21 protein-coding genes are annotated in these 24736 nt (G+C 51.5%); 17 read left to right on the top strand and 4 right to left on the bottom strand.

What is annotated here, in order from left to right:
* The first annotated feature begins 29 nt into the window (after nucleotides 1-29).
* The 3 genes from gcvP (at nucleotide 30) to QUW60_RS11520 (ending at nucleotide 4831) form a co-directional block, all read left to right on the top strand.
* A complete protein-coding gene (gene gcvP / locus QUW60_RS11530) occupies nucleotides 30-2879 on the top strand; it encodes an aminomethyl-transferring glycine dehydrogenase (RefSeq protein WP_289560647.1) in 2850 nt (949 codons plus the stop codon).
* A 198-nt stretch (nucleotides 2880-3077) separates the two neighbouring features.
* Entirely contained in the window at nucleotides 3078-4376 is a 1299-nt protein-coding gene (locus tag QUW60_RS11525; protein ID WP_289560669.1) for a phenylacetate--CoA ligase family protein, read from the top strand.
* Nucleotides 4377-4402: 26 nt separating this feature from the next.
* Complete coding sequence (locus tag QUW60_RS11520) at nucleotides 4403-4831, top strand: amino acid-binding protein (protein WP_289560645.1); 429 nt, start codon at nucleotides 4403-4405, stop codon at nucleotides 4829-4831.
* On the opposite strand, the gene QUW60_RS11515 is transcribed toward QUW60_RS11520, so the two are convergent.
* Together QUW60_RS11515 and aspS are read right to left on the bottom strand one after the other, a co-directional pair.
* Complete coding sequence (locus tag QUW60_RS11515) at nucleotides 4828-5217, bottom strand: GtrA family protein (protein WP_258338686.1); 390 nt, start codon at nucleotides 5215-5217, stop codon at nucleotides 4828-4830. The genes QUW60_RS11520 and QUW60_RS11515 overlap by 4 nt on opposite strands.
* A gap of 19 nt (nucleotides 5218-5236) precedes the next feature.
* Nucleotides 5237-6994 (bottom strand): aspartate--tRNA ligase, encoded by a 1758-nt coding sequence (gene aspS / locus QUW60_RS11510; protein WP_258338685.1) that lies wholly within the window; start codon nucleotides 6992-6994, stop codon nucleotides 5237-5239.
* A gap of 478 nt (nucleotides 6995-7472) precedes the next feature.
* On the opposite strand from aspS, the gene trxB reads away from it, so the two are divergent.
* From trxB to QUW60_RS11480, 6 genes are all read left to right on the top strand, one after another.
* Nucleotides 7473-8420: a thioredoxin-disulfide reductase gene (gene trxB / locus QUW60_RS11505; protein ID WP_258338684.1), complete on the top strand. Its 948-nt coding sequence runs from the start codon at nucleotides 7473-7475 to the stop codon at nucleotides 8418-8420.
* Between the two features lie 34 nt (nucleotides 8421-8454).
* The gene (locus QUW60_RS11500) at nucleotides 8455-11268 is read left to right on the top strand and encodes a M16 family metallopeptidase (RefSeq protein ID WP_289560642.1); all 2814 of its coding nucleotides are present in this window, start codon (nucleotides 8455-8457) and stop codon (nucleotides 11266-11268) included.
* A 6-nt stretch (nucleotides 11269-11274) separates the two neighbouring features.
* Entirely contained in the window at nucleotides 11275-12765 is a 1491-nt protein-coding gene (locus QUW60_RS11495; protein ID WP_289560640.1) for a DUF5687 family protein, read from the top strand.
* A gap of 21 nt (nucleotides 12766-12786) precedes the next feature.
* Nucleotides 12787-13518, top strand: coding sequence for an ABC transporter ATP-binding protein (locus QUW60_RS11490; protein ID WP_258338681.1), 732 nt, complete (start codon nucleotides 12787-12789; stop codon nucleotides 13516-13518).
* A gap of 81 nt (nucleotides 13519-13599) precedes the next feature.
* Nucleotides 13600-14133, top strand: a complete 534-nt coding sequence (locus QUW60_RS11485; RefSeq protein WP_258338680.1) for a C40 family peptidase — start codon at nucleotides 13600-13602, stop codon at nucleotides 14131-14133.
* Nucleotides 14130-15071: a DUF4858 domain-containing protein gene (locus tag QUW60_RS11480; protein ID WP_289560637.1), complete on the top strand. Its 942-nt coding sequence runs from the start codon at nucleotides 14130-14132 to the stop codon at nucleotides 15069-15071. Before QUW60_RS11485 ends, QUW60_RS11480 begins: the two co-directional genes overlap by 4 nt.
* A gap of 5 nt (nucleotides 15072-15076) precedes the next feature.
* Here the strand turns inward: QUW60_RS11480 and QUW60_RS11475 are convergent, their stop codons facing one another.
* Together QUW60_RS11475 and QUW60_RS11470 are read right to left on the bottom strand one after the other, a co-directional pair.
* Complete coding sequence (locus QUW60_RS11475) at nucleotides 15077-15451, bottom strand: DMT family protein (RefSeq protein WP_289560630.1); 375 nt, start codon at nucleotides 15449-15451, stop codon at nucleotides 15077-15079.
* Nucleotides 15452-15488: 37 nt separating this feature from the next.
* Nucleotides 15489-16223 (bottom strand): tRNA 2-thiocytidine biosynthesis TtcA family protein, encoded by a 735-nt coding sequence (locus QUW60_RS11470; RefSeq protein WP_289560629.1) that lies wholly within the window; start codon nucleotides 16221-16223, stop codon nucleotides 15489-15491.
* A gap of 312 nt (nucleotides 16224-16535) precedes the next feature.
* On the opposite strand from QUW60_RS11470, the gene QUW60_RS11465 reads away from it, so the two are divergent.
* From QUW60_RS11465 to QUW60_RS11430, 8 genes are all read left to right on the top strand, one after another.
* Nucleotides 16536-17954, top strand: coding sequence for a tetratricopeptide repeat protein (locus QUW60_RS11465; RefSeq protein WP_289560668.1), 1419 nt, complete (start codon nucleotides 16536-16538; stop codon nucleotides 17952-17954).
* A gap of 13 nt (nucleotides 17955-17967) precedes the next feature.
* Nucleotides 17968-18438, top strand: a complete 471-nt coding sequence (locus QUW60_RS11460) for an NfeD family protein (protein WP_289560626.1) — start codon at nucleotides 17968-17970, stop codon at nucleotides 18436-18438.
* 51 nt (nucleotides 18439-18489) lie between these two features.
* Nucleotides 18490-19494: a flotillin-like protein FloA gene (floA, locus tag QUW60_RS11455; RefSeq protein WP_258338675.1), complete on the top strand. Its 1005-nt coding sequence runs from the start codon at nucleotides 18490-18492 to the stop codon at nucleotides 19492-19494.
* A 71-nt stretch (nucleotides 19495-19565) separates the two neighbouring features.
* The gene (locus tag QUW60_RS11450; protein ID WP_289560625.1) at nucleotides 19566-20450 is read left to right on the top strand and encodes a nucleoside phosphorylase; all 885 of its coding nucleotides are present in this window, start codon (nucleotides 19566-19568) and stop codon (nucleotides 20448-20450) included.
* Nucleotides 20451-20472: 22 nt separating this feature from the next.
* Nucleotides 20473-20958 carry a GAF domain-containing protein gene (locus tag QUW60_RS11445; RefSeq protein ID WP_258338673.1) on the top strand — a complete coding sequence of 162 codons (486 nt, stop codon included), beginning with the start codon at nucleotides 20473-20475 and terminating at the stop codon, nucleotides 20956-20958.
* Between the two features lie 73 nt (nucleotides 20959-21031).
* Nucleotides 21032-22435, top strand: a complete 1404-nt coding sequence (gene mnmE / locus QUW60_RS11440) for a tRNA uridine-5-carboxymethylaminomethyl(34) synthesis GTPase MnmE (protein ID WP_289560622.1) — start codon at nucleotides 21032-21034, stop codon at nucleotides 22433-22435.
* Nucleotides 22436-22684: 249 nt separating this feature from the next.
* Nucleotides 22685-23590, top strand: a complete 906-nt coding sequence (locus QUW60_RS11435; RefSeq protein ID WP_289560620.1) for a helix-turn-helix domain-containing protein — start codon at nucleotides 22685-22687, stop codon at nucleotides 23588-23590.
* 92 nt (nucleotides 23591-23682) lie between these two features.
* Nucleotides 23683-24736 (top strand): site-specific integrase (locus QUW60_RS11430; RefSeq protein WP_289560618.1); only part of this gene is annotated, 1054 nt, incomplete at its 3' end.

The raw sequence follows: 24736 nt of genomic DNA, 5'->3' as shown, positions 1-24736 counted from the left end.
AAAAATCTGAACCTTAACATAAAATCGTTATGAGAACAACAACTTTTGCCAACAGACATATAGGCATAGGCGAAAAGGATCTTGCTGTCATGCTGGAAAAAATCGGCGTGGAGTCATTGGACGAACTGGTAAACAAAACCATCCCTGCAAACATCCGACTGAAAGAAAAACTGAAACTTGAACCTGCAATGACCGAACGGGAGTTCTCCGAACACATCGCCTGGCTCGCATCGAAAAACAAGATATACAAGTCATATATCGGTGCCGGGTGGTATGATACCGTAACTCCCGCAGTAATCCAGCGCAATGTCTTTGAAAACCCGGTGTGGTATACTTCTTATACTCCCTACCAGGCCGAAATCTCTCAAGGCCGCCTGGAAGCGCTGCTGAACTTCCAGACCGTTGTCTGCGATCTGACAGCTATGCCGCTGTCCAACTGTTCATTGCTGGACGAAGCGACAGCAGCAGCCGAAGCAGCCACCATGATGTTCGGTCTGCGCAGCCGCGCACAGCAGAAGGCAAATGCCAATACACTGTTTGTCGACGAAGAAATTTTTCCGCAAGTGCTGGCCGTTATCCGCACACGCGCCGTTCCGCAGGGAATTAACGTGAAAATCGGCAGCTACAAGACAGCCGCTTTCACTCCCGACATTTTCGGCTGCATCATCCAGTATCCAAACAACAGCGGCAGCGTGGAAGACTACCGTGCCTTTACAGAGCAGGCACATGCCGCCGGCTGCAAGGTTGCGGTAGGAGCCGACATCTTGTCCCTTGCCCTCCTGACACCTCCCGGCGAATGGGGCGCCGACATCGTTTACGGAAGCACACAGCGCCTGGGAATACCCATGTTCTATGGCGGACCTTCGGCTGCGTACTTCGCTACCCGCGACGAATACAAACGGAACATGCCGGGACGAATCATCGGGCTCTCGAAAGACAAGTACGGCCACATTTGCTACCGGATGGCCTTGCAGACACGCGAACAGCATATCAAGAGAGAACGCGCAACGTCGAATATCTGCACGGCGCAAGCACTGCTCGCAACGATGGCAGGATTCTATGCCGTATACCACGGAGCGGAGGGCATCAGAGAAATAGCCGGAAAGATTCATGCCAACGCCTCATGGCTCGCAACACAGCTGGCCGGACTGGGATATGCCATAAAGAATGAAACATTCTTCGACACCCTGCGGATTGGACTGCCTGAGCAGGTCACCGTACAGAAGCTACGCACAATCGCATTAAGCAAAAACATCAACCTGCGCTATTTCGGAAACGGCGACATAGGCGTAAGCATAGATGAAACGACCACTCTGGCCGACTCGAACCTCCTCGTAACCGTTTTCGGCATTGCAGCAGAAAAGTCAACCCACGACGCAGCCGAGATACCAGACTCGGCATCTATCCCGGAAGGGCTGCGAAGACAGTCTTCGTTCCTTACGCACGACATATTCAAGAAGTACCACACCGAAACGGAAATGATGCGGTACATCAAACGGCTTGAACGCAAGGACATTTCTCTGGCTCATTCCATGATTTCACTCGGTTCGTGTACGATGAAGCTGAACGCTGCCGCCGAAATGCTGCCGCTGAGCAATGCCGCGTGGATGAACATACACCCGCTGGTTCCGGAAGATCAGGCCGAAGGCTATCAGATTCTGATAAAAAACCTCTCCGCCCAACTGGAAACGATTACAGGATTCGCCGGCGTCACCTTACAGCCCAACTCAGGCGCGGCGGGAGAATACACCGGTTTGCGGATTATCCGCAGCTATCTCGAAAGCATCGGAGAAGGCCACCGGCATCTGGTGCTTATTCCGGCATCGGCTCATGGAACCAATCCGGCATCAGCGGTCCAGGCAGGCTACGAACCGCTGACCTGTGCCTGCGACGAGCACGGCAATGTCGACATCGAAGACCTGAAGGCAAAAGCGGAAGCCAACAAAGAGAATCTGGCCGCACTGATGATCACTTATCCGTCGACCCATGGCATTTTTGAAGAAGACATCGCTGAAATCTGCCGGATCATTCACCGCTGCGGGGCGCAGGTATACATGGACGGAGCAAACATGAATGCACAAGTCGGACTGACCAACCCTGCCACTATCGGCGCTGATTTGTGCCATCTGAACCTCCACAAGACATTTGCCAGTCCGCACGGAGGAGGAGGCCCGGGCGTCGGTCCCGTCTGCGTTTCAGAACATCTGCTGCCATTCCTTCCGGGACACGTGTCTTTCGGGAATGAACAGAACGAAGTTTCGGCTGCTCCTTATGGAAGCGCCGGCATTCTTCCGATTACCTATGCATATATCTGCATGATGGGCGAAGAAGGGCTGCGGCATGCAACAGAAGCAGCAATACTTAACGCAAACTATCTGGCCGCCTGCCTTAAAGACACCTACGGCATCGTTTACCGCGGAAGCAAAGGCTTTGTAGGACACGAAATGATTCTTGAATGCAGAAAAATCCACGAAGAAAGCGGAATATCAGAAAATGACATATCCAAGCGTCTGATGGATTTCGGCTACCATGCCCCTACCCTGTCATTCCCCGTACATGGAACGCTGATGATCGAACCCACAGAAAGCGAAAGCCTGGCCGAACTGGACCGCTTCGTAAACGCTATGCTGACCATTTGGGATGAAATAGAAGAAATCAAGAATGGCGACGCATCAAAAGAAGACAATGTGCTTCTCAATGCCCCGCATCCGGAATATGAAGTGGTGGGAAACAAATGGCAGCACATGTACAGCCGCGAAAAGGCTGCTTATCCGACAGAAGATGTACGCGAAAACAAATTCTGGATCAATGTGGCGCGCATAGACAACACATTGGGAGATCGGAAACTGCTGCCGACACGCTACGGTTCGTTTGACTGACCCTGCGGTCATTTTAAAAGCGAAAATCCGCATCCGGTAAATATTTGAAAGTTTTTGTTGGCTCTATCTTAATTATTTCTATATTTGCAGCTAGAACAACAATATAAATGACAAATGATTCTGGTCGGATGCAGCAATGGAAAAACGGCTGTATCCGACACAGACAATTTTACCGCAGAACCCATGAAAAACGAACAGATGTATTTGCATCCGGAGCTGGAAACCATGTCCCGCCCGGAGATAGAGAAGCTTCAACTGGAGAGATTGCAGCAAACAATCCGCCGCTGCATACATTCTCCCTTCTATAAACAACGCTTTGATGAAGCAGGACTGAAACCGGAAGATATCCGGTCATTGGACGACCTGCAGAAAATCCCCTTCACCACCAAACAAGACTTGCGCGATCATTATCCCTTCGGACTTTCAGCCGTGCCGCTGGAGAATGTCGTGCGCCTGCATTCGTCAAGCGGAACAACCGGAACACCGACGGTCATCCTGCATACGCAGCACGACCTCGACGAATGGGCCAACGCTGTGGCGCGCTGCCTCTATATGGTAGGTCTGCGCAAGGGGGACATCTTCCAGAACTCGTCAGGATACGGCATGTTTACAGGAGGACTCGGATTTCAGTACGGAGCCGAGCGTTTGGGTATGCTGACTGTCCCTGCTGCTGCCGGAAACACCAAACGGCAGATCAAATTCATTACCGATTTCGGCACAACTGCCCTGCACGCTATTCCCAGCTACGCAGGAAGGCTTTACGAAGTGATGGAAGAGATGGGAATAGATCCTCGCAGAGATACCAGGCTGCATACGCTGATAATCGGAGCCGAACCTCACTCCGACAAGCAGCGCAAGCGCATCGAAGAAATGCTGGGAGTGAAAGCCTACAATTCGTTCGGCATGTCTGAGATGTGCGGACCGGGAGTGGCTTTCGAATGTCCGGAGCAGAACGGACTGCATATATGGGAAGATTATTATATCGTGGAAATCGTGGATCCGAACACACTGGAGCCCGTACTGGAAGGAGAAGTGGGCGAACTGGTTCTGACAACGATCAACAGGGAGGCCATGCCGCTGCTCAGATACAGAACGCGCGACCTCACACGCATACTGCCCGGCGACTGCCCGTGCGGAAGACACCACAAGCGCCTCGACCGCATGAAAGGAAGAAGCGACGACATGATGATTCTGAAGGGGGTAAACATTTTCCCGATACAGATTGAGAACATCCTCATGCAGTTTAAGGAACTGGGCAATGAGTATCTGATTACCCTCACCAATCTTGAAGCGAATGACGAGATGACGGTAGAGGTTGAGCTCAACGACTTTACCGACGACTATGCATTCTTGCAGAACCTGACAAAAGAAATCACCCGGCAACTGAAAGACGAGATTCTCATCACTCCGAGAGTCAAGCTCATCCCTAAGGGCAGCCTGCCCAAACAGGAAGGAAAAGCCGTCCGCGTGAAAGACCTGCGAAAAACATTAATCTAAGCATAATCTCAAAAAGAATGATACCTATGACCGTACATCAATTGTCTGTATTTATAGAGAACAAGTCCGGAACACTTCTGCGAGTGCTCGAGCTGCTTAAGGAAGCGAAAATCCAGCTGATCGCCTCCACCATCTCGGACACGGTGGAATATGGAATTTACCGCATCATCTGTTCTGAACCGATGCGGGCTTACGAAACGCTCAGACAGGCAGGAATATCCGCGAATCTGTCTGACGTGTTCGCCATCATGCTCGACAACCGTCCGGGACGGGCCGCCGACGCCATACGCAGCTTCAGTGAAGCCGGCATAGGGATTTCTTATCTCTATTCATTCCTGCTGTCGGGCAAAGGAATACTGGTGTTCCGCACCGACAATCCGGATCTGACACGTCAGGTGATTCTGGAAAAGGAACTGAACTACATCGAAGAACAGCACCTCATTGAAATGGCCTAACGGAACGTAACGTGCTTGTTGGTCATGAAGTTGACTGCACCGTAGATGAAGAGGCCGAGAAACTGCGCCAGGTATTCATTGCAATGCAGCAGCTCGACAAGCATGAGAAGAAACAAGAACTGCGCGCTGTAGGCCAGCAGGAAAGCTCCGGCAAAAAATAGCATCTGATGCCAGATGCTATTTTTTTTGTCGCCGGACTCCAAAGGAAATATCCAGTATTTGCACCAGATAAAATTATGGATCTGCGCTATGACATATGCAATGATGTTGGCGGTAATGTAGCTCTCTCCCTCAATGTGCATCAGCAACCATACGACCAGGGCCGTGATCAAAGCATTGAGGGTGCCCACCATTGCAAAGCGGAAAATACGCACAGATTCTTTCATCCGGTGTTTCGGTTTCTGATTATTCTTCAATATCCACTTTCAGGTGCAGCTCATCCAACTGTTTCTGGTCGAGATAACCCGGAGCATCCAGCATCACGTCGCGGCCCGAGTTGTTCTTCGGGAATGCGATGCAGTCACGGATCGAGTCAAGGCCTGCAAACAGAGAAACCCAACGGTCAAGGCCGTATGCCAGACCTCCGTGAGGAGGAGCACCGAACTTGAAGGCATTCATCAGGAAGCCGAACTGCTCGCGGGCCTTTTCCGGCGTGAATCCCAGAATCTCGAACATCTTTTCCTGAAGCGCGGAGTCGTGGATACGGATAGAGCCGCCTCCCACTTCTACGCCGTTCACAACCATATCGTATGCGTCTGCACGCACGGCAGCCGGATTTGTATCCAGCAAAGGAATGTCTTCATCCTTCGGATGAGTGAACGGATGATGCATGGCCATCAGGCGGCCTTCCTCTTCGCTCCATTCAAACATCGGGAAGTCAACAACCCACAGGCAGGCAAACTTGTTCTTGTCGCGCAGTCCCAGCTGGTTGCCCATTTCCAGACGCAGCTCGCACAACTGCTTGCGCGTCTTCATCGCATCGTCGCCGCTAAGGATGAGAATCAGGTCGCCCGGCTTCGCGCCGAAGGCTTCCTTCATCTGCTGAAGCACATCCTGGCTGTAGAACTTGTCGACGCTTGACTTAACCGTGCCGTCAGCCTCGATACGTGCATAGACCATGCCCTTCGCGCCGATCTGCGGCCGCTTGACGAAATCGGTCAGATGGTCAAGCTGCTTGCGCGTATAGTGTGCCGCGCCTTCCGCACAGATACCTCCGATATAGGCAGCATTGTCAAACACTGAGAAGCCGTAGCCCTTCAGCACATCCATCAGTTCCACGAACTTCATGCCGAAACGCAGGTCGGGCTTGTCGCTTCCGTAATATTTCATCGCGTCCGCCCACGGCATCCGCTGGAAAGGCTCTGAAAGCTCAACGCCGCGCAGTTCCTTGAAAAGATGCTTGGCCATGCCTTCGAACGTCTGGATAATGTCTTCCTGTTCAACAAAGCTCATTTCGCAGTCAATCTGGGTAAACTCCGGCTGGCGGTCGGCGCGGAGATCCTCGTCGCGGAAACATTTCACGATCTGGAAATAGCGGTCGAAGCCCGAAACCATCAGCAGCTGCTTGAGCGTCTGCGGAGATTGCGGCAGCGCATAGAACTGCCCCGGATTCATGCGCGAAGGAACGACAAAGTCGCGGGCGCCTTCGGGAGTCGACCCGATAAGCATCGGGGTTTCCACTTCAAGAAAGCCTTTGCTGTCGAGATAACGGCGAACCTCCATCGTCATGCGGTGGCGGAGTTCCAGGTTCTTGCGCACTGCCGTACGCCGCAAGTCCAGATAACGGTACTTCATGCGCAGGTCATCTCCGCCGTCCGTATTGTCTTCGATAGTGAACGGAGGAGTCTGAGCGGCATTCAGCACATTCAGTTCCGAAACGATGATTTCGATTTCCCCGGTAGGAATATTGGCATTCTTGCTTGAACGTTCGCTTACAGTCCCTTTTGCCTGAATCACAAATTCACGGCCCAGGTGATTGGCGCGTTCACAAAGTTCGGCATTCACTTCCGCATTGAAAACAAGTTGGGTGATGCCGTAACGGTCGCGGAGATCCACAAAGGTCATCCCTCCCATTTTACGCGAACGCTGCACCCATCCGGCCAGCGTCACGTTTTTGCCTGCATCGGCAAGTCGCAACTCGCCGCAAGTATGACTTCTGAACATATTATTTTATAAATGTTGGTTTTTTTAATTTTATTGACCGACAAAGTTAGCATCATTTTTTGATTTATGCAACATGCGGCAGCCACTTTGTGCGATTCCCGCACGAGGCACAGGCCCCGGCAAGCCGCACCGGAGAAACCGGATGCCAAACACGGAAAAGGCCGGAATGTTCCGAAACATTCTTCATCTCCAGCCTGAAGACAGACATCCTCAAGCTAGAGATGTGCATCTTCAGGCAGGAGATATACATTTCCAGGCTAGAGATACAGAATCTGTCACGAAAACCGGCCTTCCCGTCTGCTCCGGAAAACAATCCCGTCTATCAGAAACACAAAGAAAAAGGAAGGAAAAACAACAAATCTCGCCTCCCTCCTGAACAAAATACGCAAATTATTACATCCTAAAGCAAAAAAAGACCTATTTTTGTCATAATTTTCCATACGGAAAAGAACATCAACATTAAACATTCAAACGAATTATGGCAACAGAACATGTAAAATGCTTGATTATCGGTTCGGGACCTGCCGGATATACAGCAGCAATCTATGCGGGACGTGCAAACATCGCTCCCGTCATGTACGAAGGTCTTCAGCCCGGAGGGCAGCTGACCACCACAACCGAAGTGGAGAATTTCCCGGGTTATCCGGAAGGTGTAACCGGTCCTGTGCTGATGGACGACCTGCGCAAACAGGCCGAACGTTTCGGAGCAGACATCCGGCGAGGAATCGTCACAAAGGCCGACCTCAGCAAAGCTCCCTATACCTTTATTATAGATGAGGAAAAAGAAATCACGGCCGACACGGTTATCATCTCGACCGGCGCCACAGCCAAATACCTCGGACTGGAAGACGAGAAGAAATACGCCGGCATGGGAGTCAGCGCCTGCGCCACCTGCGACGGATTCTTCTACCGCAAAAAAACGGTAGCTGTCGTGGGCGGAGGGGATACTGCCTGCGAAGAGGCTGTCTATCTGGCCGGACTTGCCAGCAAGGTGTACGTGGTGGTGCGCAAGCCCTATCTGCGCGCGTCCAAGATCATGCAGGAACGGGTGATGAACCATCCGAACATCACCGTACTCTTCGAACACAATGCCGTAGGGCTTTACGGCGACAACGGCGTGGAGGGAATGCATGTGGTGAAACGCATGGGACAGCCCGACGAAGAACGCTACGACGTAGCCATCGACGGATTCTTCCTCGCCATCGGCCACAAGCCCAATTCGGACATCTTCAAGCCGTGGGTAAAGACTGATGAAACCGGATACATCATTACAGAACCGGGCACTCCGCGCACCGGCGTTCCGGGCGTTTTTGCAGCCGGCGACGTGGCCGACCCGCACTACCGCCAGGCCGTTACAGCAGCAGGAAGCGGATGCAAGGCCGCCATCGAGGCCGAACGTTACCTTTCGGCCGAAGGAATGCTCTGAACCAAAGAACGGAAAACTAACCATCATTTGTCATATGAAAAACTTTTTTAGAAAAACTCTCATCGCCGTCTTCCTTATGGGAAGTGCGGGAGCGGCATTTGCCCAGCAGATGCCTCCGATCCCGACAGACCCGAACGTGCGCATCGGCAAACTCGACAACGGGCTGACCTACTATATCCGTCACAACGAACTGCCGGAAAACCAGGTTGACTTTTACATCGCCCAGAAAGTGGGCTCTATTCTTGAAGATGACAACCAGAGGGGACTGGCTCATTTTCTGGAACACATGTGCTTCAACGGGACAACGAACTTCCCGGGAGATCTGCTCCGTGAATATCTTGAACAGAACGGCGTAAAGTTCGGAGTAAACCTCAACGCCTACACGTCGGTAGACGAAACGGTCTACAACATCACGAACGTGCCCGTCCGCGAAAGCCTCGTTGACTCCTGTCTGCTCATCCTGCACGACTGGGCCAACGACCTCACCCTCGACCCGAAAGAAATCGACAAGGAGCGCGGCGTGATCCATGAAGAATGGCGCACCCGCTCAAGCGCCATGATGCGCATGTACGAAAAGGTGTTCCCCGTGATCTACAAAGGCAGCAAATATGCCTACCGCCTGCCTATCGGAACGATGGAAGTGATAGACAACTTCCCCTACCGGGCTCTCCGCGACTACTATGAGAAATGGTACCGCCCCGACCAGCAGGGAATCATCGTTGTCGGCGATATCGATGTGGACAAGATCGAACAGAAAATCAAGTCCGTCTTCTCCTCCATCGAAATGCCAGCCAATGCAGCCACGCGCGAATACTTCCCCGTATCGGACAACGACGAACCGATTGTGGCCATCGCAAAAGACAAGGAGCAGGTGGTTCCCATCATCTATCTGTTCCACAAGCACGATGCGTTCCCGAACGACCAGAAGAGCAACATGAGCTATCTGGTTGTGAACTACATGAAGTATATGATCGCCAGCATGCTGAACGCCCGCCTGAGCGAACTGACACAGCAGGCAAACCCGCCCTTCCTGCAAGCGCAGGCATACGACGGAGAATTCCTGGTGGCCAAGACGAAAGGCGCGTTCATCGGACTCGCCGTAGCCAAAGAAGACGGGGTGCTGACCTCAACAGAGGCTCTCATGAAGGAAATCGAACGTGTCCGCCAGTTCGGGTTCACTGCAAGCGAATACGCACGCGCCAAGGCCGACTATCTGAGAATGCTGGAAGTAGCCTACAACGAGCGTGACAAACAGAAGACAGGCACATACGTACAGGAATACGTCAGACACTTCATCGACAACGAGCCGATTCCGGGCATCGAGAATGAGTATGCCATCATGAACCAGATTGTCCCCAACATTCCGGTTGAGGCAGTCAACGAATTCATGAAGCAGCTTATCAAGGAAAACAACATCGTGCTCTGCGCCTTCTGCCCCGAAAAAGAGGGCATGAAATATCCGACTGAGGCCGAACTGAAAGGCGTTATCGACAAAGTGCGCGCCGAAAAGCTGGAACCGTATGCCGACAAAGTATCCGACGAACCGCTCATGAAAGAGAAACCGCAGGCTGGCAAGGTGATGAAGACAGAAGCGGGACAGTTCGGATCGACTGTCCTGACCTTGAGCAACGGCGTGCGCGTCATTGTGAAGCCGACAGACTTCAAGGCCGACGAAATCCGCATGAGCGCATACAGCCCGGGCGGAAACTCCCTGTTCAACGACAGCGACGTGCTTCAGTACAGCCTGCTGAACGATATCGTATCAGTGGGCGGCCTCGGCAACTTCAGCAGCGTTGACCTCGACAAGGTGCTGGCTGGCAAGGTAGCTTCTGCCAATGCCTGGGTAAACACGCTTACCGAAACCCTTTCCGGAAGCTGCTCGCCGAAAGATCTGGAAACGATGCTCCAGCTTACCTATCTGCGCTTCACGGCGCCGCGCATGGACCAGGCTGCCTACACTTCGTTCATCCAGCGCATGAAAGCTTCTCTGAGCAACCAGGAGGCCAACCCGATGGCTGCATTCAGCGATACATTGAGAGTGGCTCTCTACAACAACCACCCGCGTGCGCTCGACTTGCAGGCTGATATGCTCGACAAGATTGACTATAACAAAGTCATGTCGCTCTATAAAGACCGTTTTGCCGAAGCGGGCGACTTCACCTTCGTTCTGGTCGGCAACATCGACCTCGCCGCGGCAACCCCGCTCATCGAGCAGTATCTTGGCGGACTGCCTACCATCAAGCGTCAGGAGAGTTTCCGCGACAACAAGATGGATATCCGCCAGGGCATCTACAACAACGACTTCGTGCGCAACCTGGAAACCCCGAAATCAACCGTCATCATCCTCAACAGCGGCAAGTGCGCATATACGCAGAAGAACAGCATCATGATGAGCATTATGGCCCAATTGCTGGACATCCTCTACACGCAGACTGTACGCGAAGAGGCCGGAGGAACATACGGAGTAAGCTGTAACGGAGGCATCGAAAAATATCCGAAGGAAGAAGGAAGATTCCAGATTTATTTCGACACGGATCCTGCAAGACGCGAAGCAATGGTCGGACTGATCAAAAAAGGCATCAACGACTTCATCGCCGACGGTCCGAAGGAAGACGACCTGAACAAGGTGAAGGAATACATGCTGAAGACCTACCAGCAGAACCAGAAGGAAAACGGTTACTGGGTGAACAGAATCATAGAATACTACTGGGAAAATCTGGACATGAACACCGGCTACGAAGATACGGTGAAGAGCATCACGGCAAACGACCTGAAGGCTTTCGCCAAAGCATTCTTCGGACAGAACAACCAGATTGAAGTAAGCATGAGTTCTCCCGTAAACAAATAAAGGAAAATGTTACTGAAAACAATCCGGCACAACCAACGCCTGGCCGAACGGAGAAGTCCGATCTACGACAAAAACCGGTATGCCAAGGCGCTGGTTTATGTGTTTGTCGCATTCTGGGCAGCATACCTCGCATTTATCGGGGTATCGCTGTCCTTTGCGTTTAAAGAAGTACGGCATCTCGAAGCATACGATATGATGAACGGCGGACTGACCATTTTCCTGTTCATCGACTTCCTCGTCCGGTTCATGCTTCCCCTGCCCTCGCAGGAAATAAAGCCGTATCTGCTCCTCCCTGTTCCGAAGCAGAAAATCATGAACACGCTGCTATTGCAGACAGGGCTGAAACTCTTCAATCTGTTCTGGCTCTTCCTGTTCGTTCCTTTCGGCTTCCTCACCGTCGCCCGATACTTCGGCATCTCCGGAATGGCCGGCTATGCGCTGGGCATCTGGCTGCTGACAGTGATGAACGCCTACTGGTCGGTGCTGGCACGCACGCTGATACGTTCGCACGTCATCTGGATTCTGCTGCCTGTCCTGCTCTACGCAGGACTGCTGGTTGCCGAACTGGCGACCGGAGGAGGCGTCAGCAGCGCGAGCATGTGGCTTGGCGACGCGATGATCCGATGGAATCCGCTGGCGTTCCTGTCCGTGCTGGCTGCCATCGTCCTGCTATGGTATCTGAACAGTTCCGTCCAGCATAAGGCAATCTACAACGAACTGGCCCGCAAAGAAGATACGCGCGTAAAGCACGTCAGACAGTTCGGCTGGCTGGACAAGTTCGGCGAAACGGGCGAATTCATGCGGCTGGAGATGAAGCTCATCACCCGCAACAAGGCAACAAGCGCCAACTTCAAGACGCTGACAGCGTGCATTGTGCTTTTCGCCGCCATGCTGTTCGGGATGACATCCGATGACGAACAGGCCCAGTCCCCGTTCATGGTCTATTTCTACTGTGTGTATTGCTTCTGCTCGTATGGCGTGGCCATTCTTTCCCGCATCATGGCTTATGAGGGAAACTATCTTGACGGAATCATGGCAAGGAAAGGCTCGCTCTATAACCTGCTGAAGGGAAAATACTACATGCACTGCCTGCTGCTGGCAGTTCCGCTGGTTTGCCTGCTTCCTTCCTGCATATGGAGCAGCCTGCCGTTCGCTTATGTCATGGGGCAGCTCTTCTTCACGGCGGGAATTACACTGCCGATGCTGATGTGCCTGGCCATATTCAACGACAAGACAGCCCCTCTGACCGCCTCCCTGTGGGGAAAAGGACAATGGAACACAGCCTATCAGTCGGTGACCGTTGCCGTCGCGCTGTTCCTTCCTATTCTGCTGTCCAAGGTACTGCCAATCGTTGTGGGCGATGCAGCCGGAAACCGGATCTGTCTTGCTGCCGGCCTTGGCGGAATGATCATGCAGCCTGTATGGCTCAAGGCCATCTACCGGCAGATCATGAAAAGGCGATACCATACAATGGAAAGCCTGAGAAATACACGATAACTTCTGATAAACGTAAAAAGCATGAAAATACAGATAGAACAACTGAAAAAAAGCTACGGCGAAAAAACTGCCGTCGACATCGCCGAATACCGGATTCCCGAAGGGGAAATGCTGGGACTTGTAGGCAACAACGGAGCCGGAAAGACCACGCTTTTCCGGCTGATGCTGGACCTGCTGAAAGCCGATGACGGACGCATTCTGATCGACGGAGAGGATGTAAGCCGAAACGAGCGGTGGAAAGAAACGACCGGAGCCTATATGGACGAAAGCTTTCTGATAGACTATCTCACGCCTGACGAATATTTCCAGTTCATAGGAAAAGCATACAGACTTGACAAGGCAACGGTTCAGGAACGCACCGACCGGTTCGAGCGCTTCATGAACGGAGAGATAAAAGGACAGAAGACTTACATCCGAAACTTGTCGGCGGGCAACAAGCAGAAGGTGGGCATTATCGGGGCACTGATTCACAATCCGTCCCTGCTCATCCTCGACGAACCGTTCAACTTTCTCGACCCGACTTCGCAATCCGCACTCAAGTACCTGCTCAAAGAGTATAACCAGACAACCGGAGCAACCATACTGGTTTCAAGCCACAACTTGCTGCATACGGTTGAAATCAGTTCGCGCATCGCTTTGCTTGAACACGGCACCATTATCCGCGACCTGACCAACAACAGCGGAGAGGCGGAAAAGGAACTCGAAAGCTACTTCGAATGGAAAGAAGACGGCGAAGCGGAGAAAGAAAACTGATTTTCCTTTAAAATAGTCTAAACGAAAGCGTGACACAGGCAGAATTTCGCTACTTTTGTCTGAATGAAAATGCTCCGAAGTATGTACAGACTTTCTACACTGACAAAATATCTGTTGTTTGCAATCGTGGTGCTGGCTTTGTCTTCCTGCAAGACAACGGCACCACGATTGAACTATTACCAGCTTGCACATGCGGCTATCTGCCTCGACATGGACATCGAAATGGACGATTATCATCCGCTCTACATCGAATCGGCCAAATGGATAGGCACGCCCTACCGATACGGCGGAAACTCGATCCGGGGAGTGGACTGCTCGGGTCTTACTTATGCCATCTACAAGAAAGTATATCACAAGAAGCTTAACCGAAGCTCGGAAGACCAGCGCACAAAAGACTGCCGGCGGGTGTCCAGAAACAGACTGCAGGAAGGCGACCTCGTGTTCTTTCATGACGGGCAGAGAAAAAGAAAGGCCAACCATGTGGGCATATACCTGAAGGAAGGACGATTCATACATGCCAGTTCCAGCCAGGGAGTCATCGTGAGCAGCCTGAGCGAACCCTACTACAAGAAGTGCTGGATGCAAGGCGGAAGAGTAGACAAAAAACGCCGATGAAACATTCCATCTCCTATAGACACCGCTTCCGGACACAGATTTCCATCTTGTTTTGTCTGGCAGAACTGCTTCCCCTTTCCGCACAGGAACAGAAAGAGGACAAGGAGATACGTCTGAACATGGATGCGGTGAAGATGATCCAGTTTGACTTCAACGGAAATTCTCCCGAGCGGAAGGAAACGCCCAAAGAAGCGCCGGTGGAAAAAAGCTGGATGAAGTTTAAAGAGTTCACGAGCATCCCGAGAAGCCTGACGGACAGTTCCATCTTGTGGAAACCGACCGGCTGGTTCCGCTTCGAGCCTTACACCATCTGGACAAAGTTCGGCGAAGACCCCATCTATGACAAACTCGTGGCGGGACGTCCCAAAAAGCTGGAGATTTCATGGACACTCAACCCCTACGCACCGTACTACGACGAATACGGACTAAGCATCGCTCCCTCAACAGGAGCGATGTACCGGCGTGCCACAGGCGGAGCCGGAGGTCCGCTCGGAGCATCAGCCGTCATTGGAGGGCTGGATTTCATCGGCTTCCTCTACAGCACCCTGAGTCCTCGCGGACGCATACTGGCACACAACAAGAAGCATGCAAACGCCTGGAAAACATACAAGGACTACAAGCCTACAAAAGAAGACAGCCTGAAAATGCCCAACTTTTACCGCTTGTTGCCCGTCTATTCCACGAAAGATACGGACAGCATTGCACAGGCTGTGCCAGCCGACACGCTGAAAATGCCCGCCCGCCCCGACGGAAACAAGAAGCAAAAAGAAAAAAAGCCCTCACCGCAAAGCAGTGAAGGCAATCTGTATGAATACATCCGGCGCAAACAGACGGAAGATTCCATCAGCCATCAGAAGAAAAAACGCGGAAAGGAAATGCACACCAACCCGTACGACGTGCAGCGGCAAATCCGGCGGCTGCGCGAAATGAGCGACTGAACAGCTTATTTCTTGAACACAAAATATACGGCAAGCACCAGACAGACAAACGCGGCCAGGTGATTCCATTTCAGCTCCACCTTGAAGGCAATCATCGAGAACACCGTAAACACGGCAAGCGTTATCACTTCCTGAATCACCTTCAGCTGCATGATGTCGAACGGTCCTCCGCTGTCTTTGAATCCCAAGCGGTTGGCAGGAACCTGCAGACAATATTCAAAAAACGCAATCGCCCAACTGAAAGCGATGACTCCGATAAGCGGCAGGGCCGCAAACCAACTGAATTCTTCGCGCATCTTCAGATGCCCGTACCAGGCGAATGTCATGAAGACATTCGAGAACACCAATAAAATTACAGCATAAATACCATGCGTCCACATAAGTTATAGCAAATAGTTAATAATTATACATTCCGAATCAAGGCAACAGATCTTCCTGGACATTTCCCATGCTCCCCCAAAGGCTGTAGCGCGCTTCGGGGTTCATCTCCTCCAGCCTGCGAAGCACCTCCTTCATATCCGAACGGTGGGAATCCCTTTCATACGGACAGTTCTTCATCTGCTTCCTGTAGCCTCTCAGCGCCGACAGCTCCTTCAGGTCTGACTCGTGCACCAGACACAGCGGACGGATCACCGTCATATCGAACTTGCGCATTTCAAGACGCGGAGGCATCGTGCTGAAAGCCCCCTGGAAAGTCATGTTCATGAGCAGCGTTTCCAGTATGTCATCCATGTGATGTCCCAGCGCAATCTTGTTGCACCCGTGTTCCTTGGCGAGCGTGAACAAAGCCTTGCGGCGGTTCCACGAGCAGAGAAAACAGGGCGATTTCCGGCTGTCGGTCGACGGATCGAACGACGTTTCCTCGCAGACGAAAGGCACTCCCCTCTCCTCTGCAAACGCCTTCAGGTAACCGAGGTCCGACTCGTAGGCAATGTTCTTCATGACCACATGCGCCGCCACCACCGAAAACTTCGGCTTGTAGATGCGCGAACGCTCTGCCAGCAGCTCCAGCAAAGCCAGCGAGTCCTTGCCTCCCGACAATCCGATCAGTATCCTGTCGCCATCCTCAATCAGTCCGTACTGGCAGATGCCCTTCATCAGGCGTGTGCGGACGCGCTTCAAAAGCCTCATCTCTTCCGTATTCTTCTTCATTTGCTCCAATCAAAAAAAAGTCCGTCGCGTGGCGTTCCGTCCCCCTCCAAAAAATGACCCGTTATCTTAACTAAAATAAGCCGTCATCTCAATCCGAATGAGCCGTTATCTTCATCAAGACAAGCCGTCATTTTTCCGGTGGCATCATTCTGAACCAGACCGTCCAAATCCACACTCCGGCAAAACCGGCGCAAAAATACATCAAAAGAATCATTTCATGAAAAATTTCGGAAAATAGAATACAGAAAAAGCCGTCATTCCAAAGAAAGATTGTATATTTGAATCATAAAAACTGAAAAACGACAGAATATGATGATAAAAAGATATAACATGCTGATTCTGGCCCTCTGCTGCGGAGGAGGAGTCTTTGCACAGACACTCGCACAAGCCAAGAAATGGTTTGCCGAGGGGGAATTCGGAAAAGCGAAACCGGTGTTCGAGCGGCTGGTCAGACAAGCGCCGTCGAACGCAAGCTACAACTTCTGGTATGGCGCCTGCTGCTACGAAACCGGCGAACTGCAAAAATCCGTCCCCTATCTGGAGAAAAGCGCCGAACGCAAATACATCGACGGATACCTCTATCTGAGCAAGGCCTGCTACGATCTCTACCGGTTTGACGAAGCCATCGAGAACCTGGAAGAACACATCTACTGGCTGGAACGCAAGAAGCGCGACACTTCCTTCACCGATAAGCTGATGGAAAAATACCGCATGGGAGCCAGAATGATACGCGGGGTGGAAAACGTGACCGTAATAGACAGTTTTGTCGTAGACAAGAACGAACTGCTCAAAGCCTACAAGCTCAGCGAAGCGGCCGGAACGGTCGGCGCGCTGGATGATATGCAGGGAACATATTACGCCGACGAATGGGGCGACAAGATGATTCTGCCGCAAACCGACGCAGCGGGAAAGACCCATCTCTACACGCGCACCAAACTGGGAGAATCCTGGAGCTCGCCCCAGCCGCTGGACGGCGTGAACGAAGCGGAATGCAGCCAGAACTATCCGTTCTTGAATTCGGACGGAATCACGCTCTACTTCGCCTCGGAGGGAAAAGAAAGCATGGGGGGATACGACATATTCATAACCAGATACGATACGGAAGACGGAACGTATCTGAAGCCTGACAACGTGGGCTTCCCGTTCAACTCGCCGTTCAACGACTATCTCTACGTCATCGACGACTTCAACCAGCTGGGATGGTTCGCTTCCGACCGCTATCAGCCGGAAGGAAAAGCGTGCGTTTATGTGTTCGTCCCGAACACGTCGAAGATTGTCTACGACTACGAAGCCACCGACCCCGACAAGCTGAGAGACCTTGCCCGGATGAGCAGCATCAGAAGCACGTGGGGAAACGCCGAACAGCTCCGCAACGGAAAGCAGCGTCTGGCGCAGGCCACCTACGGCAACGAACAGAAGCAGCATGAAGGCGACTTTGAGTTTGTTGTCAACGACAATTCCGTCTACCGCAAGCTGGGCGACTTCCGGTCTGCACAGGCGCTGAAGCTCTTCACCCAACTGCAACAGAAGCAGAAAGATCTGGCCGCTCTGAAAAAATCGCTCGAAGATGCACGCTACAGTTATACCCAGGCCGTCAATCCCGCCGACAGGCAGCGGATGGCTCCGGGCATCCTCGACAAAGAAAAGAGAGTGAACGAGCTGCAGAAAGAAATCAGCAGCCTGACCGTTGAAGTCCGGAACACGGAAATCAAAGCAATAAAACATCTTTAAAAACCTATCTGCCATGTCTACATTAATCATCATCGCACTGATTGCAGGCGGACTCATCCTGTTTGCCATCGAAGTGTTTCTCATTCCAGGCATCAGCGTAGCCGGACTGAGTGCAGCATGCTGCATTCTCTTTGCAATCTATTATGCCTTTGCCAATGTGGGCTTCATGGCAGGATGGATCACGGTCGGAGCTTCCGCCGCAGGTGTCGCCATGGTAACCGCCTGGTTCATGCGCTCCAAGACGGTCGACAGGCTGGCATTGAAGAAGACGCTCAACTTCAAGCCCGAACCGCTGAAGGGACTCGACCTGAAACCGGGCGACACGGGGATTTCCGTGACAAGGCTCACGCTCATCGGAAACGCCGACTTCAACGGAAAGATTATCGAAGTGCAGTCGGCCGACGGGTTCATTGACGAGAAATCCCAAATCGAAATTGTACGCATTGACAACGGCACCGTTTATGTGAAACGCCTCCAGGCGTAAAAGCACGCTTTTTCAAGACCTTATTCAATAACCTTTAAAACAACCAATCTTATGTTCAGTTCCGGTATTCTGCCACTTGCCGTCATGGCCGTAGGAGCCATTATCCTGCTGGCAATCTTTTTCCATTATGTTCCCTTCTTCCTCTGGCTCTCCGCCAAAGTGTCGGGCGTAAGCATCTCGCTCATACAGCTTTTCCTGATGCGCATCCGCAACGTGCCGCCGCACACCATCGTGCCGGCCATGATCGAAGCGCACAAGGCAGGGCTGAGCAACATCACCCGCGACGAACTTGAAGCCCACTACATGGCAGGCGGACACGTGGAGAAAGTCGTCCACGCCCTGGTTTCCGCATCGAAAGCCAATATCGAGCTTTCCTTCCAGATGGCTACAGGAATCGACCTTGCGGGACGCGACGTATTCGAAGCCGTCCAAATGTCGGTCAACCCGAAAGTGATTGACACCCCTCCGGTGACAGCCGTGGCAAAAGACGGAATCCAGCTGATAGCCAAAGCCCGCGTGACGGTTCGCGCCAACATCCGCCAGCTTGTGGGAGGAGCCGGCGAAGACACCGTTCTGGCGCGTGTAGGCGAAGGCATCGTTTCGTCAATCGGCTCATCCGAAAACCACAAGTCGGTGCTCGAAAACCCGGACTCCATCTCAAAGCTTGTGCTCCGCAAAGGCCTTGACGCCGGCACAGCTTTCGAGATTCTCTCCATCGACATCGCCGACATCGACATAGGCCGCAACATCGGAGCATCCCTCCAGATAGACCAGGCCAACGCAGACAAGAACATAGCCCAGGCAAAAGCCGAAGAACGCCGCGCCATGGCCGTGGCTCTGGAACAGGAAATGAAAGCCAAGGCAGAAGAAGCGCGGGCCAACGTCATACAGGCGGAAGCCGAAGTGCCCAAAGCAATGGCCGACGCATTCCGCAGCGGAAACCTCGGCATCATGGACTACTACCGGATGAAGAACATACAGGCGGACACCGAAATGCGCAACAGCATAGCCCGCCCCGACTCGCATCCGGCAAACAACGACCCGATAGGAAAATAATTATAACCACAGCAGACAGCACAGAAGCTCATGCGGGCACGCTGTGCGGTCTGAAATAAAAACTACAACTTATGAACACAAAAACATACTTTCCTCCTTCTGAACTGATAATCAATGAAGACGGATCCATATTCCACTTGCATGTACGCCCCGACCAGCTTGCTTCCAAGGTGATTCTCGTAGGCGATCCCGGACGTGTGGACCTGGTTGCGTCGCATTTTGAATCGAAAGAGTGTGACATCCAGAGCCGCGAATTCCATACGGTCACCGGCACATACCAGGGCAAACGGATTACGGCAATGTCAACCGGAATCGGCTGTGACAACATCGACATCGTAATGAACGAACTGGATGCATTGGCAAACATCGACTTCCTGACGCGCAAGGAGAAAGATACGTTCCGGCAACTGGAGCTGGTGCGCATCGGCACCTGCGGAGGGCTGCAGCACTATACGCCCGCAGGCACTTTCATCTGCTCGGAAACTTCCATCGGATTGGACGGGCTGCTCAACTTTTACGAAGGACGCAACGCCGTATGCGACCTGCCTCTTGAGCGTGCCCTGCTCAACCATCTGGGATGGAGCGGCAACCTCTGCTCTCCTGCCCTTTACGCCGTGCATGCCGACAAAGAACTGACGGAACGCATCGCGGAAAAAGACCTGGTGCGGGGCATCACCGTGGCCTGCGGAGGCTTTTTCGGCCCCCAAGGAAGACGGCTGCGCATCCCCCTTGCCGATCCGCACCAGAACGAAAAGATTGAAAGCTTCGAATACCAGGGCAAGCACATCACCAACTACGAGATGGAAAGCTCTGCACTGGCGGGACTGGCGCGCCTGCTCGGGCACAAAGCTACCACGGTATGCATGGTCATCGCCAACCGCGTAAAGAAAGAAGCTGATACGGGCTACAAGACGCATATCGACGATCTGATCCAGCTTGTACTCAACCGAATTTAATCTAACATAAGACAACTGCAAAATGGAAGCAAGTTTCAAGCAGAATAACATCACAGACAAAACGGAACGATATAAGGTTTTTCTTGAGCAATTCGCCTCTCTTATCAAAGACGAGCCGCACGAGGTAAGCGTGCTTGCCAACGCTTCTGCCGCTCTCAAGGAAGCTTTCGGATTTTTCTGGGTCGGCTTTTACCTGGTGCAAAACAATGCGCTTATACTCGGACCCTTCCAGGGAAGCGTGGCCTGCTACAGCATCCGCAAAGGGCGAGGCGTATGCGGAACGGCATGGGCGGAAGGCCGCACTGTCGTAGTGCCCGACGTAGACCAGTTTCCCGGCCACATCGCCTGCAGCTCCCTCTCCCGCTCGGAGATTGTGGTGCCGCTCATCGCAAACGGAGAAGTAAAGGGTGTGCTCGACATCGATTCAGACCGCTTGGATGACTTCGACGAAACGGACAAGAAATACCTCGAAGAAACCGTCCGCCTGCTGGTCAGCGAACTGTATTAATTATCAAATAAGGGACGGAAGGTCCGGCTATGACTTTCCCCGTCCCATAAAGCCAATTATCTGCAACTGAAGAATGAATATACAAGATACCATCTGCGCCATAGCAACTGCACAGGGAGGTGCCATAGGAACGATCCGTGTGTCAGGACCGGAAGCCATCCTTATAACCGACCGCATTTTCACTCCTGCCGGTTCGTCTGTACCGCTGGCAGAACGCAAGCCTTATACACTGACTTTCGGCCACATCAAAGACAGCCGGGGAGAAATTATCGACGAAGTGCTGGTAAGCCTTTTCCGCGCCCCTCATTCATACACGGGAGAAGATTCTACTGAAATATCCTGTCATGGTTCTTCTTATATTCTCCAAAAAGTGATGCAACTGCTCATCGACCATGGCTGCCGCGCTGCCGGTCCGGGCGAATATACCCAACGTGCTTTTCTGAACGGCAAGATGGACCTGAGCCAGGCAGAGGCCGTAGCCGACCTTATCGCCTCAACCTCTGAAGCTACCCACCGTCTTGCCATGAACCAAATGCGTGGGGGATTCAGCCGTGAGCTGGCGAATCTCCGCAACCAGCTGCTCCACCTGACTTCGCTCATGGAGCTTGAACTGGACTTCAGCGACCACGAGGAACTGGAATTTGCCGACCGCTCGGAACTGCAGTCGCTTGCCGCCCGGATAGAACATCTCATAAGCAGGCTGGCCGATTCGTTCAGCACGGGCAACGCCATCAAGAATGGCGTTCCTGTTGCCATTATCGGAGAAACCAATGCCGGCAAGTCAACCCTCCTCAATGCGCTGGTGGGCGAAGACCGTGCCATCGTAAGTGACATTCACGGCACCACCCGTGATGTGATAGAAGACACGATGAACATCCGCGGCATCACTTTCCGTTTCATCGACACTGCGGGCATCCGTCAAACGAGCGACACGATTGAAGCCATGGGCATCGAACGGAGCTTCAAAGCGCTGGATCAGGCACAGATCGTCATTCTGATGTACGATCTTACACGTTCTCTCAACGACTTCCGCACTTTTTACGAAAAAGTGCGCCCGCATCTTGCACACAAGCAGGTTGTTCTCGCCATGAACAAATGCGATGCAGCAGGGTGTTTGCCCGACCGTCTGCCTGACTTCATCGATACAGCTTCCGGCAGCAACTGGCACATAATTGCGATTTCTGCCAGACAGAGGCTCCACATCGACCGCCTGCAATCGCTGCTTGTCGACCTCGTCCACCTGCCAGACATCCGACAGGGCGACATTATCGTAACGAATATCCGCCACTACGAAGCTCTCGCCCACGCCCTTAAAGCAATACGCCGCGTACAAGACGGTCTGTCGGCAAACCTTTCCGGAGACTTCATATCTCAAGATCTCCGTGAATGTATCTTCCACCTGAATGATATCATAGGAGAAGTTACAACAGACGATGTGCTGGGGAATATTTTTAAGCATTTTTGCATCGGGAAATAAATACCTGATTATCAAATAGTTAAATCGATTACAATCGATTAGTATGGCGCTCTTTACGGGCGCCTTTTTTGTTGCTCAAGTATCGTTGATAATCGTTGCTAAGCCTTTTTACGCCATTTTTTGTACCTCCTGTGTACCTCACCACGAAATCTGAGGATTTTCGTTGGCAAGGTCGTGGAGAACTTTTACGCCATTTTACGGGATTTTACGGAGTTATACAAAAATATTGGAGAAATAAGGAGAAATAACATGAGTAGCAACATTGAAATCAGACGAATCTGTGCGTGGTGCAAGCAAGAATTCATTGCGCATAAAACAACTACAACCTGTTGTTCGCACAGATGTGCAAACCTTCTGTATAAACAGAAGAAACGTGAGGCTTCTATTAAGGCTAACAACCAAATTGTCGAAAAAGTCATCAAGGAGAAACCGATTGCAAAAATCAGAGACAAGCCTATTCTTACTATCACAGAAGCTGCCACATACATTGGAGTAACCCGACCTACTCTTTATGGCTATCTGAAAAGGGGTGAACTTAAAGCCACCAGACTTGGATATAAATTTCTATTGAAAAAGGAAGATATTGATAACTTATTCAATAAGCCGATAGAATTTAAAATTCCGGTCAGAAACAAAACTTCCATTAATGATTTCTACACCACAGCTGAAGTTAAGGAAAAGTATGGCGTAAAGGATTCCTGGATATTTCACATCGCTAAGGAACATAATATTCCACGAACCTTTCACCGTGGGAAAACCTATTGGAGCAAAAAGCATATTGATGACTACTTTGCAAAGAAAGCTCCCGATCCTGAAATCAAGGAATGGTACAGCACGCAAGACATGCAAGAGAAGTTCGGCATGACGCTGACGGCCATCTATTCTTTTGTATCAAAGAATGCCATTCCCAAGAAGAAGGTCGGCATCATGGTGTACTACTCCAAGAAGCATGTGGATATTGCTAAAGGTCTCATAGCTCCCGAAGAGCCCAAATACTACACCATTGCCGAAGCGATGGAGCGATTCAATCTGACACGGGACCAACTCTACCATTATGTGAAATACCATAATATTCCCCGTGTCAAGGTCGGTAAATATACCAAGATCCTGCGAGCAGAGTTGGACAAGTTCTTTGAGCCTCCAAAGATAGAATGAGGCAAAAGTTATTTTCCGGTGATAAATACCACCATTAGAACACCTATTTTATTTGCAACAAAAACAAGTATTAATCAAAAAACAATATAGCTATGACACTTACATGCACCAACGTAACACTGAGACAAAAACCATTGCGTAACGACCGCATATCTCTTTATCTGGATTATTACCCGGCCATCCGCAATCCTTACACGATGAAGATGAGCCGCCGGGAATTCCTCGGCATCTACATTTATGCCAAGCCCAAGAACGAGCAGCAAAGAATGTTCAATCAGGATATGCTGAACAAGGCAGAGGCAATCCGCTGTATCCGTGTCCAGTCGCTTATCAATGAAGAATTCGGGTTCCTGGATAAGAACAAACAAAAGGTAGATTTCCTCGCCTATTTCCGGACTAAAGCACGAGAAAAGTACGAGAAATGGGATTGCGTTTACAACCACTTCGAGAAATTTGTCGGTGGCAAATGCACCTTTGGTGATGTCACCGTGGAACTGTGTGAGAAGTTCAGGGATTACCTGCTCAAATGCAAACAGATCAATCATCCCAATGCTTACATCTCACGAAATTCGGCAGCCGGCTATTATTCAACTTTCCGAGCCTTGTTGAAAATAGCCTATAAAGAGAAGATGCTGCGTGAGAACTTGAACGACTTTCTGGAAAAGATTGAATGGAAAGAGGTCAAGAAAGAGTATCTGACACTTGATGAAGTCAAAAAACTGGCGGCTACGCCATGCAAGATTCCAGTCTTAAAACAAGCCTCCCTGTTTGCCTGCATGACAGGCCTACGTATCAGTGATATTCTAAAGCTGGACTGGCGTGATTTTGAAGTCGGGCCGGATCAGGGCTACTACATCCGTATCTGCACCGAAAAGACAGAAACCGAGGCCACCCTTCCCATCAGTCAGGAAGCACTGGAGTTGTGTGGCGAATGGGGCACCGGAAAAGTCTTCAAAGGCTTAACCCGATCCATGACTCATCATCCCCTGAAACAATGGATTGCCGAAGCCGGAATCAAAAAGCACATAACCTTCCACTGCTTCCGTCATTCATACGCCGTCATTCAAATCTCTTTAGGCACAGATATTTACACAGTATCGAAGATGCTGATGCATAAGAATGTCACCACCACTCAAATCTATGCTG

The sequence above is a fragment of the Bacteroides gallinaceum genome, assembly GCF_030373775.1.
Lineage (GTDB): Bacteria > Bacteroidota > Bacteroidia > Bacteroidales > Bacteroidaceae > Phocaeicola > Phocaeicola excrementipullorum.
The sequence above is the reverse complement of the archived record's forward strand: the minus strand, read 5'-3'. Positions and strand labels throughout refer to the sequence as shown.